The sequence below is a fragment of the Arthrobacter sp. NicSoilC5 genome (assembly GCF_019977395.1).
Classification (GTDB): Bacteria; Actinomycetota; Actinomycetes; order Actinomycetales; family Micrococcaceae; genus Arthrobacter.
Genome location: NZ_AP024660.1, coordinates 1,566,484 through 1,583,344 on the forward strand (window position 1 = coordinate 1,566,484; position 16,861 = coordinate 1,583,344).

The window sequence follows — 16,861 nt, forward strand, 5'->3', positions numbered from 1 at the left end:
AACAGCCCCGGGGGCCACGGTTCAGGCGGCGGGCTGCCGCCTCACCGTTTGGACCAGCGTCGCGGCGGCAAGTCCAAGGGCCGCCGCACCGCACAGCAGGACGAAGCCCTGCACGGCCGCTGCCATGCCGAACGCGGCGCTGGCCCAGCCCAGGCCCAGGACCGGCACCGCGCTTCCCAGGTAGGTGATGACGTAGACGGTGCTGATGATCTGCGCGTGGCGGGCCGGTTCCACCCTGGCCGCCACATCGTTGAACACGGTACGGAATGCCAGCCCCTGCCCCACTCCGGCGGCAATGGCTGCGCCCACCAGCATCACGGGGCTGTGCCAGGTCCCGGCGGCGCCCAGCAGCATGACGGAGACGCCCAGTACGGCCAGGCCGGCGGGCACGGTCAGGCGCCCGCGCACGGTCACCAACTGGCTCAGGGCCGATGCACCAAGCGGCAGCCCGGCGAGAACGCCGATCAGCGGCCGGGAGTCCGTGCCCAGGACCTGGGCGAAGTATCCCGGGGCCAGGGACAGGGAGAAGCCAAACACGGCAAAGCTGAGGAAGCCGACGCCGGATGCCAGCCAGAAAGCGCCCCTCGCCTGGCGGGACACGGAGGGCCTGCGCGGCGCAAGGGCATGCAGCGGCCGGGACACAGCGGGAATCATGATGGCCGGGCGGGCACGGATCAGGTAGAGCGGCACCAGAAGCCCGGCGAGCAGCAGCGAATGGACGGCGTACGGAGCCGTGGTGGCGCCGGGAAGCAGGGACAGCAGGCCGCCGATGACAGGCCCGGCCGCAACTCCCCCTGAAGAGGCCAGCAGGGTAAAGCGCGACGCCCATTCCGGCCGGGAGGGAAGCAGTTCACGCAGGGCAGCCGCGCTGGCTCCCGTGGCAAGCGCGACTGCGATACCCTGCAGGGCCCGGCCGGCGCACAGGGCCGCCAGCGAGTGGGCCTCGGCAAATATTCCGCCACCCGCCAGTCCGGTCAGCACGGCGACCAGGAGGGCTGCCCGCCTGCCGATATGGTCCGACCAGTGCCCGGCCAGGAGCAGGGTCCCCACCAGCGCCAGGACATAGCTGGCGAAGGCTGCTGTGACTTCCAGGCTGGACAGTCCCAGGTTGGCCTGCAGCAGCGGGTACAGCGGCGTGGCAAGGTTGGCGCCCACCAGGAGCATGAAGATGGCGGCCCCGGAAATCACCAGCCGCGCCGTGGTGGAGGCATTCCACCCGCTGGGCGTGGCGGGTACCGGACGCATGCGCAGTTCGCTGAAGACCGTCATTGTGCCGCCTTAAGGATCGCCGCGGCGGGTGGTCCTTGTGGGAGCCCTTCGCGGATACAACAGTGTTGATACAAGAGTGCGGCAAGGCTGCGCCATCCATCCGTTACGAGGTGGATAATTGAGCAAAATCATCAACTTACGGATCACCGCATGATGGAGAGTGACGATCTTGAACAAGTTGGACACCACAGACCTGAAGATCCTCCTGGCCCTCATCAGGGATCCCCGGATCCAGATCGGCGAGCTCAGCGACTCCCTGGGCATCGCCCGCAACACGGCCCAGTCGCGCGTGCGCCGCCTGCTCCGCACCGGCGTACTGCGCCCTGGCGGCCGCGAAGTCGATCTCGAAGCCGTGGGCTATGACGTGGTTGCTTTCGTCACCATCGAAGTCTCCCACCGCGAGCTCGACGGCGTCGTGGCGGCACTGCGCCTCATCCCGCAGGTCCTGGAGGTCCATGAGATCTCCGGCCGCGGGGACGTCTGGTGCCGGGTGGTTGCCACCGACACACACAACCTCCAGACCTCCCTGCGGCAGGTCCTGAGGATCAAGGGAGTCATCCGGACAGAGACCGTCCTGGCCCTGCACACCCATATCCCCTACCGCACCGAGCCGCTCATCAGTGGCCTTAGCAGTGCCGCAGCCCCGGCTAGGATTTCCTGAATGACCATCATCGATAACGCCGTCTACGTCAACGGCGTCCGCCACGCCGAGCCCAAAAGCCTGGAACAGACCTTTGAGACCCTGGCCCGGCACGGCGGCATGGCATGGATCGGGCTCTACCGTCCCACTGCGGAAGAAATGACCGCCGTCGCCAATGAGTTCGGGCTGCACGCCCTCGCGGTGGAGGACGCCGTCTCGGCACACCAGCGGCCCAAGCTGGAGCGGTACGACGACAACCTCTTCACCGTCCTGCGTCCGGCCCGGTACCTGGATGTGGACGAGACCGTGGAGTTCGGCGAGCTCCACGTCTTCACCGGGAAGAACTTCGTAGTGACCGTACGGCATGCGGAAACGGCGGGCGTGGCCCGCGTGCGGCAGCGGCTGGAGGCCCGCCCCGACCTCCTCCAGCACGGGCCTGAAGCTGTTCTTTACGCCCTGCTGGACCGGGTGGTGGATGACTACGCGCCGGTGGTGGCGGGCCTGGAGAACGATATTGACGAAATTGAGGACCAGCTGTTCAGCGGCGATTCCTCGGTGTCACGCCGGATCTATGAACTGGCCCGCGAAGTCATCCAGTTCCAGCGCGCCATCCACCCCCTGCCGGAGATGCTGGACCAGCTGAAGCGGGGCTTCGAGAAGTACGGGGTGGAAACCGAACTGCGGCACAACCTGCGCGACGTGGAGGACCACCTGGAGCGGGTGATTTCCCGGGCTGACTCGTTCCGGGACTTGCTGCAGAATGCCCTGACCCTGGACGGAACCCTGACCGCCAACCGGCAGAACGAGGCCAGCGCCGAGCAGAACGAACAGGTCAAGAAGATCTCATCCTGGGCAGCGATCCTGTTCGCGCCGTCATTTGTGGCCGGCATCTACGGGATGAACTTCGACAACATGCCTGAGCTCCACTGGGCCGGCGGTTATCCCTACGCCTTGGTCCTCATGGTTGCCGCCGGGGCCCTCATGTACGGAATCTTCAAAAAGAAGGGCTGGATCTAGGGGCTTCGGCGCCGCGGGCCCTGCCGGCCCCGCCGGCCCCGCCGGCCTTTCCGGCCGCCAGCGCCGCCCGGGCGTTACCCGCTGCGTGGACAAGGACCGAGACAACCAGGAACGCAACCAGGACCTGGGTCGTGGAAACAAACACCCTGGCCCACCCGCCGTCGAGCGTGGGATCCAGGAAGTCGTAGACGTACCATCCGTCGAGGCCCCCGCGGATCCAGGAGAACGCAAGGAAAGCCACGGGATAGCCCAGCCAGGCGAGGGGCCGCCACCACGCCCCGCGCACCGTCCGTGTCACCAGGAGCCAGTCGAGCGCCGTCACCAGCGGGGCGAGGCGGTGGTGCACCATCTGGGGCCAATACAGATCCCAGCTCCACCACGGTTCTCCCGGCGGAGCCACCAGCACCACATAGATGATGCCCGTCATCACCAGATAAAGGACCAGCGCTCCGAAAAGGTGGTCCCACCAGTGCGGCAGCCGGGCCCGCCGCCGGACACCCGAAACAATCAAAACGAGCCCCAACGCAAGGTTTCCCTGGACGGTGAACTCCGAGTACAGCTGCGGAACATCCACGTCATTGGCCGGGAGGGTGGCGTCGAACGTCTTCTGGACCAGTGCGGCGAGCACGAAGAGTCCGACAGATATGCGGACGGACCGGATCCAGGGACGGTCAGGGTGCAGGGCGCGGTTGGCAGGGGTATCCCGGCGGACCGATGGGACCAAGGCCAAAGGACCGGCGGCGGGCTCTGTGAGGCTCATGGAGAAAGCGTGGAGCCGCGGAGGCGGAAGAGCTAGGGCCTTTTGGCAGTAAGGAGTTCACCGCCGGCCGGGCCGGCAGCCATTGGCCAGGCCGGCGGATTTACCGTCAGGCGTTGGTTCGGCGCTTTAGCCAGCCCCAGACGCCGGTGGCGACGAAGAGGACCAGGCCGATGATGGCGAGCCAGAGCAGGCCCTTCACCACGAAGCCGACGATGGACAGGATGAGCCAGATGACCAGCAGGCCGATGATGATTCCCATGGGCCCCACTCTAGGCCCCCATAATTCAATCGGGCCGCCCATCGGTCCCGCGTTTTGCCACGTGGCATTTTCCCCACTGGACTGCCCGCAGCGTCTGCCTCCGGCCGGCAGTGTTGGCTTGGGTCAGGCCGCGGTGACCCGCCCAGTGCTTCCGTCCACCATGACGGCCTGCCCGTCGGACAGGGTGCCGGTGCCGTTCCCCGTGCCCATGACGGCCGGGATGCCGTACTCCCGGGCGACGATCGCGGCATGGGAGCCGGCGCCGCCCAAATCCACCACCACCGCAGCAGCCCGCTGGAACAGTGGGGTCCAGGATGGGTTGGTATAGGGGCAGACCAGAATTTCACCGCTCCTGAGCAACCCGAATTCCTCCGGGCTGCGGATCACCCGCACTGTCCCCGTTGCCTGGCCGCGGCTGGCAGGCATGCCGCTGGCCAGGACCCCGTGCGGCCGCCGGGAGTCCGCGAACAGGGAAACGGGGTCCAGCAGCGGGATACCCTCAAGCTCCCTGCGCTTGGCAGCCCTTGCCAGCACCAGGCGGCGGTACCGTTCCCGGTCGTCCGGTGGCAACGCCCCGCCGTCGGGCATTGCGGCCAGTTCCTCGAAGCGCAGGTGGTTGACCTCCTGAGGGTCCGCCAAAACTCCTGCGATGACCAGGCGGCGCCCCAGCTCCAGCAGCGCCCGGCGCAGGGGCGGCAGCACCTTGGTGGCATGGAAGTGGCTGTCCTCCCGGAACGCCATCCCGGTTTTGGCTGCCTGGACAGTGGACAGGACGTGGCGGCGGAGGACGGGCACACGGAGGGCAGGATGCCGCATCAGGTCCGCGAGCGCCTCGCCGGTCTGGTCCCGGACCGGCGGGCGATCGCCCATCATCGACGTGATGAGCCCGAGCACCACCTCGGGCGCGTCCGACCACGTGGGTGCGCTGCTGAGCAGCACACTGACCGTTTCGCGGTGGCCGTACTCGGCCAGGAAACCGTCGAACGCGGACCGGAAGCCGGCGAACTCCTGTTGGTGCTCAAGGGCAGCCAGCAGTTCGCCCGGTGCGAGGCTGCTGAAGGCCTGCTTCAGGGCCGGGCTGGTCCTGACCTGGTCAGCCAGATTCCCGAGCGCCGTGTTGGCCTGGCTGGTGCGGGTCTCCGCACCGGCGATGAGTGCGGGTGCAAGCTTCAGTTTGCCCAGTGGGAGGAGCAGCAGGCGCAATTCCAGTTGGGGAAGGAGTATCCCGGGAAAGTACGAGATCCTGAGTTCGGTGATCCCCCGCATGGTGGTGAAGGCCTCAGTGGCGAGCGAAACGACTCCCTGCCAGGAGAGCGGGCGCGGGTCCTGGGCCGCCAGCCTGCTGACGTTGTCCAGAAAGGCCGTAAACCTGCTGTCGAAGGTCCACCGGGAAGGGTCGTAGCGCCTGGCCCGGCGGATAAGGGCCAGCGGCGCTGCCAGCGTCCGCAGGGTGGGCCGGGGTACCGGCGGAACCAGCCGCACCACCACACCGTCCTCTTCGGGCAACAGTTTCTCCACGGGCGGGAATGACACCCCCACGCTGCCGGCTATGCCGTGGAGCATGGCCAGGATGCCGCGCTGCATCCATCCGGAGACGTCCAGGGGGTAGGGGCGGACCTGGAACATCTCCAGCAAAAACGGCGCCAGCAGGCGCTGGATCGGGTTGAGCCGCAATGGCTGCGGGGGCAGGGCCGTTATGGGCCGGGCCTGCACCAGGAATATACGGCGGCCGGCAATCGCCCATTCGATGTCCTGGGGGCGGCCGAAATGGTCCTGCACGCCCACCGCCAACCGTGCCAGCTCAGCCGCCTGGCCGCTCCCGAGTCCGCGGACGGGCTCCCCTGCCCCAACGGACCTCTGGGTGCCGCCTTCGGTCCCTGCCCGGATAACCACCTCATGCCGGCCCGGCCTGAAGGCGCGGATCCCGCCCGCCCGGTCCAGGACATACCGTTCAGGGATGACCTCGCCTGCAACCACCGCCTCACCCAGGCCGGGGCTCGCATCGATGAGGATTTCGTTGCGCTCACCAGTTACCGGGTTGGCGGTGAACATGACGCCCGCCAGGTCTGCGCGCACCATTTCCTGGACGACGACGGCCATGGCGGCGCCGCCGGGGTCCACACCCTGCCTGCCGCGGTAGGCAATGGCCCGGTCCGTCCACAGCGACGCCCAGCAACCCACCACGGCCTGGACCACCGCCGTCTCGCCATGGATATTCAGGTAGGTATCCTGCTGCCCGGCGTATGTGGCCCCTGGCAGGTCTTCGGCGGTGGCGCTGGAACGGACCGCCACCGGGCTCCCGCCCAGGCCCGCATAAGCCGCGGCAATGTCCTTGCGGACACGGTCCGGCATCTTTGCCTCCGTGAAAAGACTGCGTACCTCCGCCGGCGCGGCGCCTGCCTTGAGCAACCGGCCAAGCTCGCCGCCCACCCCGGATTCCTCCAGCATGGCAAGGTATGCCCTGGTGGTCACTACAAACCCGGGCGGAACCGGAAAGCCGGCGCGGACCAGTTCCCCAAGGTTGGCGCCTTTCCCACCGGCCAGGGCGACGTCGCGGGCACCAAAATCCCCCAGGTTGCCGACCGTCGTCACATTCATTCCGGGGCTCCTGACACTGTTCCGCCCGCTGCTCACTCCACGCTAAGCCCCCGGGACCGGGCACACAACAACAACCCAGCCAGCGGCGCTAAGGCATGTATGGACGGGAAGCCAGCGCGGGTGTATACCGATGGAAGCCGCGACCGCGGCCGGGGAGAGGGTCGGATTCCCAGGAAGACGAAATGGCCAAGCGCATAGTAGTTTGCTGCGACGGAACGTGGGCAACCCCGGACCAGGCTGACGACGGGCAGCCGTGCCCCACCAATGTCACAAAGCTCGCCCTGGCCATCGCTGCGGCCGGCAAGGACCAGGACGGCACCGACATTGAACAGAGGGTCTTCTATCATCGCGGCGTGGGCACCGGACGCCAGGGCCGTCTCGGTGGAGGCGCGTTCGGCGCAGGGCTCTCCTACGACATCCTCGCCGCCTACCGCTTCATCATGGGCAACTTCCAGCCAGGGGATGAGCTGTTCCTGCTGGGCTTCAGCCGCGGCGCCTACACAGCCCGCAGTACCGCTGGACTGATCAGGAACGCGGGCATCCTGCGCCGGCGTTTCCGTGGAAGGCTGGGCGCCGCCTTCAGCCTTTACAGGGACCGGACTGCCACCACCAACCCGCGTTCGGTCGAAGCCACGCTCTTCCGCCGGTCCTTCTCCCACGAGACCCGGATCCACTGCATCGCGGTCTGGGACACCGTGGGGGCGCTCGGCATCCCGCTCACCGGGGTACCTGTCGTTGACAGGTTCAACCGCAGGTTTGCCTTCCACGACACGGCACTCTCCACTACCGTCGACAACGCGTTCCAGGCCTTGGCAATTGATGAAAAAAGGAAACCATTCGCTCCGACGCTCTGGCAGCCGCAGGACGACGCGGGAACCCAGAGACTGGAACAGGTATGGTTCACCGGAACGCACGGGGACGTAGGCGGCGGCAACCGGAGCACCCTGCTGTCCGACGTTGCCTTGTCATGGATCGTTGAACGCACCCGGAGCGCAGGGCTTGCCTTCCGGCCCGATGCCTCCGGGGCCGCGGCAGGGGCGCCGGTTGAGCCGTCCAACCAGTACCCGCCGATCCAGGAATCCCGCGTTGGTTTTTGGAGAATGCTGCCTGCCTACGTCAGGCCCATAGGGTCAACCGATCCGGCACACGAACGGGTGGCAGAGTCCGCTCTGAAGCGGCATGATGGCGATCCCACCTACCGGCCGTCCAACCTTGTCCGCTATCTGGGGGAAAGGCCCGGCACTCCATCCCTGTCCTGAGGGGGCGGGCCGGTCACCCGCCGGAACCGGCCGGGTGCCTGCAAATGGTGGAGCTAAGGAGATTCGAACTCCTGACCTCTTCGATGCGAACGAAGCGCTCTACCAACTGAGCTATAGCCCCGGACGTATCCGCGCCCTGGCGGACTGCTGCCCGCCGGTGCGGGACCGGTGTCCCTAGGCTACAAATTTTCCCGGCTCAACGCCAATTGACGCGCGCAGTGGGCGGCGGAGGAAGGCAAGGCGCTGCCGGGCCCTATGCGCGGCGGCGCTGCAGGACGTCGTCGAGGTTGCTGAGGGCGCTTTGAGCCTTGGACAACTGCTGTGCTTCCGCTGCAGCAGCCGTCTCTGCCGCGGGCGCTGCGGAAGCGCCCTGCTTCAGTGACGGCTTGCCGACCGCCTTGGGCGCTTCGGGAAGCTCAAGCGGCTTCGGCTCGGGACGCTCCGCCTTTGGGGCTTCCACGTACACGGGCTTGGGGACTTCCACCGGCTCCCAGGGGGTGCTGGCGGGGGCGGCCGGAGCAACTGCCGGTGCGCTGGTGTCGCCGGCAGCCACGGCAACGGCGAGGGCGGCTTCGCGAAGCTCCATGGCGGTGAGCGGTTTGACCTTCGGCTCCCCCGCCTCGGCGTCGAAAAGCCGGCTTTCCGGCAGCACGGGGGCGGTTTCGGGCTTCGCAGGCAGGGCGACGGCGTCTTCCGGACGGCGCGCCGGGGCGCTCATCGCGGAGCGAAAGGCGGCGTCCACCTTCGCCTTGCGGTCACGGATGGCGAGCCAGCGCAGCAATGCCACGGATGCAACCGTCAGCAGGGTGCAGGTGAGCGGCAGAGCGGGCGAGCCGATGCCGAAGGGAAGCAGCACACCTGAGATGAATGCAGTCACCAGGGAAAGGAGTCCCACAAGGGCCACGCCAGTGCGGCCGTAGCGGATGCGGAACGGCGCCGCAGGTGGGGTGCTTGCAGTGCCGGCAAGGGATGCGGCACTCTTCCTGGGTTCCATGGCTTTCTCCTGCTGGGCGGCGACGTTCAGGACCAGGCCGGCATGCGGATCCGGCCTTTCATCGGCGGGGGCGTCTGCCAGGAACTCGCCGGCGGGCTGGAACTGATGCCTGCGGTTCCGGAGGACGTAAGGGGCAACCCATACAATCCAGAGCGCGACGGCAACCACAAGGATCACTGAGCTGCTAAGGGGGAAGTCCACACTCAAAACCGTATGAGCATCATGCCTGCTCAGGCCGCATTAGCTGCGGTGTGTCGTGCCCCCACTGGCAAACCGTTGGATTTATGACCGGCGCGACGCCAGCCACGGACCCAGGAGGCCTTCCGGGACCTCTTCGGAGGTGAGGGCGAACGAACGGTGGTCCGCCCATTTGCCGTTGATATGCAGGAAACGGGGACGGTACCCCTCGTCCCGGAACCCCAGCTTTTCCACCACCCGCAGGCTGGGTCCGTTCTCGGGCCGGATGTTGATTTCCATCCGGTGCAGGCCAAGCGTACGGAAACAGTGGTCCGTTACCAGCGCCACGGAGGTGGGGGCTATCCCCCGTCCCGCCCGGGATTGGTCCACCCAGTACCCCAACGTTGCCATCATGGCCGAACCCCAGACGATGGAAGACACCGTCAGTTGGCCCACGATGGCCGGATTCCTCAGGCCCGGCCTCCACTCCGTGATGACGAAGGGCAGGGCGGTAGCCTGTGCAGCCTGCAGGTTGAGCGAGCGGACCATGTGCCGGTAGTCGGGAAGTCCGCCGGACGGGTCCGGGTTGGAGGCTTCCCACGGTGCCAGCCACTCACTGTTCCGTGACCGGACTTCTGTCCACTCTTTCTTGTCCCGGTACCGGATGGGCCGCAGGACCAGGTCGCCGCACTCGAGGGTGGCCGGCCAGATGGGACCTGTGCGCACGGCGCTACCGGGAGAGGCCGGCGGTGAAGCCCGGCAGCCATTCCCGCAGGCCGGGCCCCAGGTCATCGCTGTCGATGGCCAGCTGGACGCAGGCCTTGAGGTAGCTGAGCTTGTCGCCGGTATCGTAACGGCGGCCCCGGAACACCACGCCATACACGCCATGTCCCTCGCCGTCACCGGAGGCGAGTTCCTGCAGGGCATCCGTCAGCTGGATTTCGCCTCCGCGGCCCGGCTCCGTGTGCTCGAGGACTTCGAACACGGCGGGGTGCAGGACATACCGCCCGATCAGCGCCAGGTTGGACGGTGCTTCCTCGGGCGAGGGCTTCTCGACGAGCCGGTTGACGCGGACATAGTCCTCGCCGTCGATGGCCTGGACGTCGGCGCAGCCGTAGGCGCTGATCTGGGAGGGTTCCACCTCAATGAGGGCGACGACGGACCCTCCGGTTTTCGCCTGCACGTCGATCATGGTGCTGAGGAGTTCGTCGCGGGCATCGATGAGGTCGTCGCCCAGCAGCACGGCGAAGGCTTCATCGCCAACATGCTGCTTCGCCCGGAGCACGGCATGGCCCAAGCCATGGGGATCGCCCTGCCGGACGTAGTGGATGTCACCCAGCTGGCTGGCGGCCTGGATGGACGCAAGCTTTTCCGTATCGCCCTTGTCCTCAAGGGTCGATTCGAGGGACGGCACCCTGTCGAAGTGGTCTTCGAGGGCCCGCTTGTTGCGGCCGGTAATCATCAGGATGTCGTTGAGGCCCACATGGACGGCTTCCTCCACCACATACTGGATGGCAGGCTTGTCCACGACGGGAAGCATTTCCTTGGGCATGGCCTTGGTGGCTGGCAGGAACCTGGTGCCCAGGCCCGCTGCGGGAATGACGGCTTTGCGGACTCTGGGATTACTGGTGTTCACCGGACTAATCTAACGTCAGCGTCAAGTATTTCAGTAACCCCCGGCACCGAAGGCCGGCACGCGGCCTCAAGGCGCGGAACACCGGACTTCAGGGAGGACAACATGCTGCAGGAGACAAACGCCGTCAAGGACGGGATCCGGGCTATCCACCGGCAGCGGCGGGCAGGCCTGACGCCGGCGCAACTGGAAGCTGCCGGCCAGGCCCTGGCCACCCATGGGGACGCCTGGGCTGGATCGGTGACGGAAGGCCGTCCCGGGATAGCATGCGTATACCTTGGCGTGGGTCAGGAACCACCTACCCTCCCGCTGATCAAAGCCCTGCACCGCAGCGGCCACCAGGTCCTGCTTCCGGTGTGCGAACCGGCCAGGGAGTTGAGCTGGGTGTTCTGGACTCCGGACACCGGCTTCGAGCGCAGCAGGTACGCGCCCATCCTGGAACCCACGGGGCACCGGCACGGGCCCGAAACCGCCGGCGACGCCGCTGTGCTTTTCATTCCCGCCACAGCCGTGGACCTGGCCGGCAACAGGATTGGCCAGGGCGGCGGCTACTACGACAAATTCCTGGGGCACCTCGCTACGGCCGGGAAGGAAATCCCGCTGGCCGCTGTTATCTACGACGATGAATTGCTGCCCGCCGGACGGATCCCGGCCGAGGAGTTCGACCGTCCAGTCCCGGCCGTCCTGGTCCCTTCCGGGTACCGGCCCCTGGCGGGCGGCGCCTGAACACCGTCGTTCCGTGCACAGTGATAGAATTAGCACTCAGGCCCTGCGACTGCTAATGGTTTACCAGGTGGCAGCACGGGACCTCTCGTTTGCCCAAGAGGAGGAGCACCAGTGCCAACATATGCTTACGCCTGCAAGGATTGCGGCCACGCCTTCGACATCGTCCAGTCGTTCTCGGACAGCAGCCTGACGTCCTGCCCTGAATGCGAAGGCACGCTGCGCAAGAAGTTCAACAGCGTCGGTGTCGTCTTCAAGGGCTCCGGCTTCTACCGCACGGACTCCCGCGATTCCAAGGGCAGCTCCGTTTCCGCCGCGCCTGCTGCCGCCCCCGCCGCGCCGGCGCCCGCAGCCGCCGCGAGCTAATCCGGCACAGACTTCACGACGGCGGCCGGCGCTTTCCAGCGTCCGGCCGCTTTTGTCCACATAGGCCTTATCCCGGCTCCCTTGCGCGTGCGCCCGGAGTTAGCGTGGGCGCATGCCCCTTCTTCCCCGCCGCCGTGCCGCCCTCCGGTATTCTTCGGGCCCCGCAGGCGCTGCCCGCAGTCCAAGGAACCGCCCCCTGCCCGCGCGTGTTGCCGCCTGGTTGAGCCGGAACCGCCGGCTCGCCGCTGCACTGTTGCTGTGCGCAGCTGCCGCCATCGCCGTCCAGCAGCTCACTCCTGCCCCGCTCTCCACCGCCACCGCACTGGCCGCAGCTCGGGATCTTCCTGCCGGGACCGCCGTGACGGACGCGGACGTGGTCCGAGTCCAGGTGCCCCCTGGCATGGTGGCCGACGGCTTCCTCCGGGATGACGCCGCCGCCACCGGCAAACAGCTCGCCGCACCGATGCGCAAGGGCCAGCTCCTCAGCGATGCCCAGCTGGTGGGTCCCGGGCTCCTGGCAGGTACACCGCCCGGTTCAGCCGCAGTTCCACTGCGGATGGCGGATGCCTCGTCGATTCAGCTGGTCTCCCCCGGCCAACTGGTCAACGTTGTGCTCACATCGGCCAACGGGTTCGACCAGCAAGGGCCGTCGGAGGTACTGGCGTCGGCCGTCCCCGTGCTCTGGACCTCCAACAAGGGCGGCCAGAGCGGCCAGTGGCTGGGCACCACGGAGACCGACGGTCTGATCGTGGTGGCAGCCACCGCCGAACAAGCATCACGCCTGGCCGGAGCGTCAACCCATGGCCGGCTGTTCTTCGTCCTGGTCGGCCCGCCGTAAGCTTGCACCGGTCAGCCCCAGTGCGGCGGCTTCTGTTCCTTCAACCACGTGTCGTGGTCATCCTCCCGGTCACCCCAGCTGCGGGCGTCATCCTCTGCGGCCTTGCTCGGGAGGATCTCTTCAGTGCCGCCTGTTACTGTCCGGGGCGCCGGTGCCGTTTCGGCCGGGCCTGCAGGAACGTCCCCGCCGGTTACTGTTTCTGCCTGCCCGTCCTGGAGCTCATCCTGGCGCATGTCTTCCTCGCGGCCGTCTTCCTCAAGCCTGCCGTGTGCAGGTTTCTTTTCCTCGGTCATGGATCCCGCTTCCTGGTGTCCGCTGTCACCGGTCCGGCCTGCGCCGCGATCCCCGGGCAGGTAGGAAACTCCGGCGGACGGCGCGGCGTCAATTCCATTGAGCGCCTGGTCAACGTCGTCGTCAAGGAAGCCCGCAGACTGGTGGGCCCTGCCCGGCAGCACCATCTTTTCCAGGCCCAGATAGCCGGCAATGCGGTCTGCGCAGGACGACGGGTCCGTGAACACTTCGATGGTCCACAGCGGCATGTACCGCCAGCCAAGGCGTTCCAGCAGTTGGGGACGCAGCCTGCTGCGTTCCCGCACGCTCATGGTGCGGTACTGCGCAGTGCCGTCGGACTCGATGGCCACCGGCCGCGGGATGTCGGAGTCCTCCTGGCCCATGGTATTCAGGGGGTCGGCGGCTGCCACTACATCGATTGCCCCGTCGTATTGGTGCCAGACCCTGGCGCCCCGGGCACGCAGCCGGTCACCGAGATCCGCCACCAACGGGTCCGCGCCCAGCGCCTGTTCGCTGGCGGCGGCGCGGGACGCGGGGGTGCCAAGATCCGTGTTGCCGGAAATTTCCCGGTCCAGCAGCGCGTACAGGTCCACCGCCCCGTGGGTAAGCCGGGTGTGGTCCAGGTCCTCGGGCCGGAAGCACGTAAGTACGTGCAGGGAACGCCGGGCCCGGGTCATGGCCAGGGCAAACTTCTCCCGGCCGCCTTCAGCGGACAGCGGCCCGAAGTTGTGGAGGGCACGGCCGTGCGGGGTCCGCCCGAATCCCGGCGAGAAAATGACATGGTCGCGGACCAGGCCCTGGGCACGTTCCAGGTCCACCACGCGGAAGGACTCCGGGCCGGCGCCGAAGAATCCGGCCAGGCCCGGCTGGTTGGACAGCTGGAGCCGGATGGACTCGCCAATCCTCGCGGCGTGGCGCAGGCTGGCGGTGACTACGGCGAGGGAGGTCCGCGGACGCAGGCGGGCGTGCTCGAAGACCAGCTCCACTACGCGGTTGACCTCGGCAACCACGGACTCCACGCCTTCGTGGTCGGCACTGGGAAGGCCGGTGCCGTCCGGCAGGTATTCCACCAGCAGGGACCGGTCCAGCCCCGTGGCCGACTGGCCCTCGGGCAGCCGGCGCAGGCCGCCGTCGTAAAAGTTCTTACTGAGCTGCAGGACCAGGTCCTCGTCCACTGCGCGGTACACCACGTTGAGGCGCCACACCGGCAGCACTGCGGAGAGCGCGGTAAAAGCGCTCTCGACGCGGTGGTGGGCAGACTCGCCGGGTGCAAGCCGCTCCACCCCAACCGTGAACGTCCGGGGCGTGGCAATGCGCGGGTCGCCGAAGGCGATCACCTGCCGTGCCCGGGCAATCGACGGCAGGACGGCCTGCAGGGAGGTGGCCTCCGCGTCGAGGATCACGACGGCGTCGAAGTGCTGTTCTGCCGGGAGCAGGCCCGTCATCAGGTACGGGCTGACGGACCAGACCGGGACGAGTGTGCCGATCAGCTCAGGTGCCTGGGCGGTGAGGGAAGGCAGGGACACCCGGCCGTCCTTGAGCAGGCTGCGGAGCAGGTCTGCCTGGCGCGGCTGGGCAGCGATGGCTGTCCGCCACCGTTCCGCGAGGTCCCACCGCAGACGGGCGGCGCCGCTGGCAATGTGGGCATTGTCGGCCAGCCGGTACTCCGCTTCCAGCTGGCGCAGGGCGTCGCCGTCGGACATCGCCAGGTAGTCGTCGCCGCTGATCATTGCCTCAAGCGCGGACTGCCACCACGCCAGCTCCAGCTCCGCGGCGACGGATCCTTCCGGAACTTCCCGTTCTGCGAGATCGGCCAGGAGTTCACCCAGGCCATGTTCGCGCATGTTCTCAATGAGGAGTGTGCGTTCGGGCAGCGTCTTGAGCGTATCGGTGTCCGCCACCAGGCGGTCCAGCCGGTCCATCAGCTGCGCGTAGGGCACCGTGGCCAAAGCCCCGCCATCTTCGGTGTGCTGCAGCGCCTCGCCCAGCTGTGCCAGCTCCTGGTCCAGTGACCGGTACATGGCGTTCATTTCGGCCAGGCCGGAGGGAACAGCGGGATGGCGCTGCGTGGTGGCGTAGCCAGCCCAGAGGGCACGCTGTTCCTGGACCAGCACCAGGGACGAGTGCAGGTCCGCGATGTGGACGCCCGGGCGCACGTATTCCTTGGCCACCCTGCGCAGCCTGGAGCGCTGCATGGCGGTCAGCTCGATGCCGCGCTCCCGCCGCCACGCGGACGGCGCCGTGGCGGAAATCAGGTCTGTCACGGGCCGGTCGAAGATGTCCGGAGTGAACTTGTCCAGGCTGCCGCGGACGGCAACCAGCAGTTCCAGCTGCTCTCCCCACTCCGCGAAGGACTCGCCCAGGCGGATCTCGGCGTGCTCGGCAACGGCGTCCATGCGGTCGCGCAGGACGGGGAGGCTCTTGGCCACCGAGCGGACCAGGTCCTGGGCTTCCTCGGTTTCCTTCCGGGTCAGCAGCCGGGCGCCGTGCCAGGGGCTGGTGGTGGCCGCCTTGCTGAAGCTGCCCAGTTCCGCGGCGCGCCGCAGCCTGCCCGCCAGCTCCTCACGGTCCCGGATGCTGTCCAGGACGCTGCGCTTGAGCCGGACGGTGGTGGCCGGGGCAGGATGGATCGAGGTGAGCTCAGCGAGTGACTGCATGGCCTGGTACGGCGAGCAGCCCCACCTCTCGCGGACGTTGTGGAGCGATGCCACGTGGTCCATGAGGGCGTGCCGGTGTTCGGTCAGGGTGGCGTGCAGGTTCCCCAGCTGGGGTTCCAGGGACTTTTCATTGCGGACGATCGCCCGGACCAGCTGGCCTTTCAGCTGTTGGGCGGTGACGTTCCCGGTCAGTTGGAAGAGGATGGACTCCAGGCCCAACGACTCCAGGTGCCCGGAAACCTCGTTCAGGCTGGCGCGGCGATCGCCCACCACCAGCACGGTCTTGCCGGCATCCACCAGGGCGCCGATGGTGTTGATGGCCGTCTGGGTCTGGCCGGTCCCGGGCGGGCTGCTGACCACCAGGGAGTCCCCGGCGCGGGCAGCATCAACCACGTACTGCTGGTCCGTGTCGGCATCCAGCAGCAGCAGCTCGTCCTTGGGGTGCCTGTTGTCCAGGTGCGGGAAGCGGGACGGGTCCGGTTCCTCGACGTCCACCACTTCGCCTCCGGCGGCGGTGGCCAGCGCAGAGACGATGGGGTGGGAATCGTTGATCCAGGGGTCGTCGAGGTTGCCGGAGAGGTCCGCAAAGGTGGAGACCAGCAGGTTGTGCTGGGTTTCAGCGCCGTGGATGGGCCGGATCAGGGTGGCCAGCCGGTCCAGGACGGGCTGGGGGTCGAACCGCGCGGTGCTGTAGGCCAGGCGGGTCACGGCGTTGACGTCGAACACGATCCCGTGGATGTTTTTCAGGTGCCGAACCAGGGCGGGGTTGATCTGCGCCTGTTCGGTCAGCTGCAGTTCGAAGTCATCCTCCCCGGGGCGCACCGTCAGGGAGATGGCGGTCAGCATGACCGGGGCTGACACGCGCTGGGGTTTGCCCCCGACGGCGGATGTCCACACCACGGTGCCCGCCGACAGGTATCCGGCGTCGATGCCGCGGTCGTTAGCGAGTTCGAAGATCTTTGACCGGATGTTGCGTGACGCCCTCGCGGCCACCACATACTGCTGGCGGTCACGGATCAGGGTGGACAGGCGTGTGCGGCGCCCGGCCATGAGCTGGGCAAGGCCCGAGGGGTGGGCCGAGGTGAGGTCGATGGAACCTTCCGGCGTCTTGGTGAAGCGGAGCATTGTGTCCGCGCCGGTGACGGGTTTGAGCCCGGACAGCCATTTACGAAGCTCTTCCGAGCCTTCCGGGTGGCCTTGACCAACTGACACTTCTGCCTTCTTTTCTGCGTTTGCACGTGACGCCCTGGACCATACCGGCATAGATTCGAGAGTAGCCGCTCCGGCGCCGGACTTGAGCGACCGCAACACTGGGGCACCGGAAATTGCGGAGGAATTCGCTGGGAAAAAGCAGTGGCCGGCCCCCGCTGACGGAGGCCG

Annotated in this window: 14 protein-coding genes and 1 tRNA gene; 6 read left to right on the forward strand and 9 right to left on the reverse strand. The window is 67.4% G+C overall.

Going from position 1 to position 16,861, the window contains the following annotated elements:
• Nucleotides 1-21: 21 nt before the first annotated feature.
• Nucleotides 22-1,269, reverse strand: a complete 1,248-nt coding sequence (locus tag LDO22_RS07280) for an MFS transporter (RefSeq protein WP_224026598.1) — start codon at nucleotides 1,267-1,269, stop codon at nucleotides 22-24.
• A gap of 169 nt (nucleotides 1,270-1,438) precedes the next feature.
• On the opposite strand from LDO22_RS07280, the gene LDO22_RS07285 reads away from it, so the two are divergent.
• Both LDO22_RS07285 and corA read left to right on the forward strand, forming a co-directional pair.
• Complete coding sequence (locus LDO22_RS07285) at nucleotides 1,439-1,930, forward strand: Lrp/AsnC family transcriptional regulator (RefSeq protein ID WP_224026599.1); 492 nt, start codon at nucleotides 1,439-1,441, stop codon at nucleotides 1,928-1,930.
• Nucleotides 1,931-2,926, forward strand: coding sequence for a magnesium/cobalt transporter CorA (gene corA / locus LDO22_RS07290; protein WP_224026600.1), 996 nt, complete (start codon nucleotides 1,931-1,933; stop codon nucleotides 2,924-2,926).
• Here corA and LDO22_RS07295 read toward each other — a convergent pair.
• The 3 genes from LDO22_RS07295 to LDO22_RS07305 form a co-directional block, all read right to left on the reverse strand.
• The gene (locus LDO22_RS07295; RefSeq protein ID WP_224026601.1) at nucleotides 2,904-3,686 is read right to left on the reverse strand and encodes a Pr6Pr family membrane protein; all 783 of its coding nucleotides are present in this window, start codon (nucleotides 3,684-3,686) and stop codon (nucleotides 2,904-2,906) included. The two genes, corA and LDO22_RS07295, sit on opposite strands and share 23 nt — an antisense overlap.
• A gap of 106 nt (nucleotides 3,687-3,792) precedes the next feature.
• Complete coding sequence (locus LDO22_RS07300) at nucleotides 3,793-3,945, reverse strand: hypothetical protein (protein ID WP_018760353.1); 153 nt, start codon at nucleotides 3,943-3,945, stop codon at nucleotides 3,793-3,795.
• A gap of 123 nt (nucleotides 3,946-4,068) precedes the next feature.
• Nucleotides 4,069-6,543, reverse strand: a complete 2,475-nt coding sequence (locus LDO22_RS07305) for a PEP/pyruvate-binding domain-containing protein (RefSeq protein ID WP_224026602.1) — start codon at nucleotides 6,541-6,543, stop codon at nucleotides 4,069-4,071.
• A gap of 182 nt (nucleotides 6,544-6,725) precedes the next feature.
• On the opposite strand from LDO22_RS07305, the gene LDO22_RS07310 reads away from it, so the two are divergent.
• Nucleotides 6,726-7,802: a DUF2235 domain-containing protein gene (locus LDO22_RS07310; RefSeq protein WP_224026603.1), complete on the forward strand. Its 1,077-nt coding sequence runs from the start codon at nucleotides 6,726-6,728 to the stop codon at nucleotides 7,800-7,802.
• 45 nt (nucleotides 7,803-7,847) lie between these two features.
• Here LDO22_RS07310 and LDO22_RS07315 read toward each other — a convergent pair.
• The 4 genes from LDO22_RS07315 to galU form a co-directional block, all read right to left on the reverse strand.
• Nucleotides 7,848-7,923: transfer RNA gene (locus tag LDO22_RS07315), tRNA-Ala, on the reverse strand.
• 132 nt (nucleotides 7,924-8,055) lie between these two features.
• Nucleotides 8,056-8,973 carry a hypothetical protein gene (locus LDO22_RS07320; RefSeq protein WP_224027186.1) on the reverse strand — a complete coding sequence of 306 codons (918 nt, stop codon included), beginning with the start codon at nucleotides 8,971-8,973 and terminating at the stop codon, nucleotides 8,056-8,058.
• A gap of 105 nt (nucleotides 8,974-9,078) precedes the next feature.
• Nucleotides 9,079-9,699, reverse strand: a complete 621-nt coding sequence (locus LDO22_RS07325; RefSeq protein WP_159631445.1) for a GNAT family protein — start codon at nucleotides 9,697-9,699, stop codon at nucleotides 9,079-9,081.
• A 4-nt stretch (nucleotides 9,700-9,703) separates the two neighbouring features.
• Entirely contained in the window at nucleotides 9,704-10,609 is a 906-nt protein-coding gene (gene galU / locus LDO22_RS07330) for a UTP--glucose-1-phosphate uridylyltransferase GalU (protein WP_224026604.1), read from the reverse strand.
• Nucleotides 10,610-10,711: 102 nt separating this feature from the next.
• Here galU and LDO22_RS07335 point away from each other — a divergent pair, with 102 nt between their 5' ends.
• From LDO22_RS07335 to LDO22_RS07345, 3 genes are all read left to right on the forward strand, one after another.
• Nucleotides 10,712-11,332 carry a 5-formyltetrahydrofolate cyclo-ligase gene (locus LDO22_RS07335; protein WP_224026605.1) on the forward strand — a complete coding sequence of 207 codons (621 nt, stop codon included), beginning with the start codon at nucleotides 10,712-10,714 and terminating at the stop codon, nucleotides 11,330-11,332.
• 111 nt (nucleotides 11,333-11,443) lie between these two features.
• Nucleotides 11,444-11,695 carry an FmdB family zinc ribbon protein gene (locus LDO22_RS07340; RefSeq protein ID WP_224026606.1) on the forward strand — a complete coding sequence of 84 codons (252 nt, stop codon included), beginning with the start codon at nucleotides 11,444-11,446 and terminating at the stop codon, nucleotides 11,693-11,695.
• Between the two features lie 112 nt (nucleotides 11,696-11,807).
• Nucleotides 11,808-12,533 carry an RcpC/CpaB family pilus assembly protein gene (locus LDO22_RS07345; RefSeq protein ID WP_159631441.1) on the forward strand — a complete coding sequence of 242 codons (726 nt, stop codon included), beginning with the start codon at nucleotides 11,808-11,810 and terminating at the stop codon, nucleotides 12,531-12,533.
• A gap of 11 nt (nucleotides 12,534-12,544) precedes the next feature.
• On the opposite strand, the gene LDO22_RS07350 is transcribed toward LDO22_RS07345, so the two are convergent.
• The gene (locus LDO22_RS07350) at nucleotides 12,545-16,744 is read right to left on the reverse strand and encodes a DUF4011 domain-containing protein (protein WP_224026607.1); all 4,200 of its coding nucleotides are present in this window, start codon (nucleotides 16,742-16,744) and stop codon (nucleotides 12,545-12,547) included.
• Nucleotides 16,745-16,861: the final 117 nt, after the last annotated feature.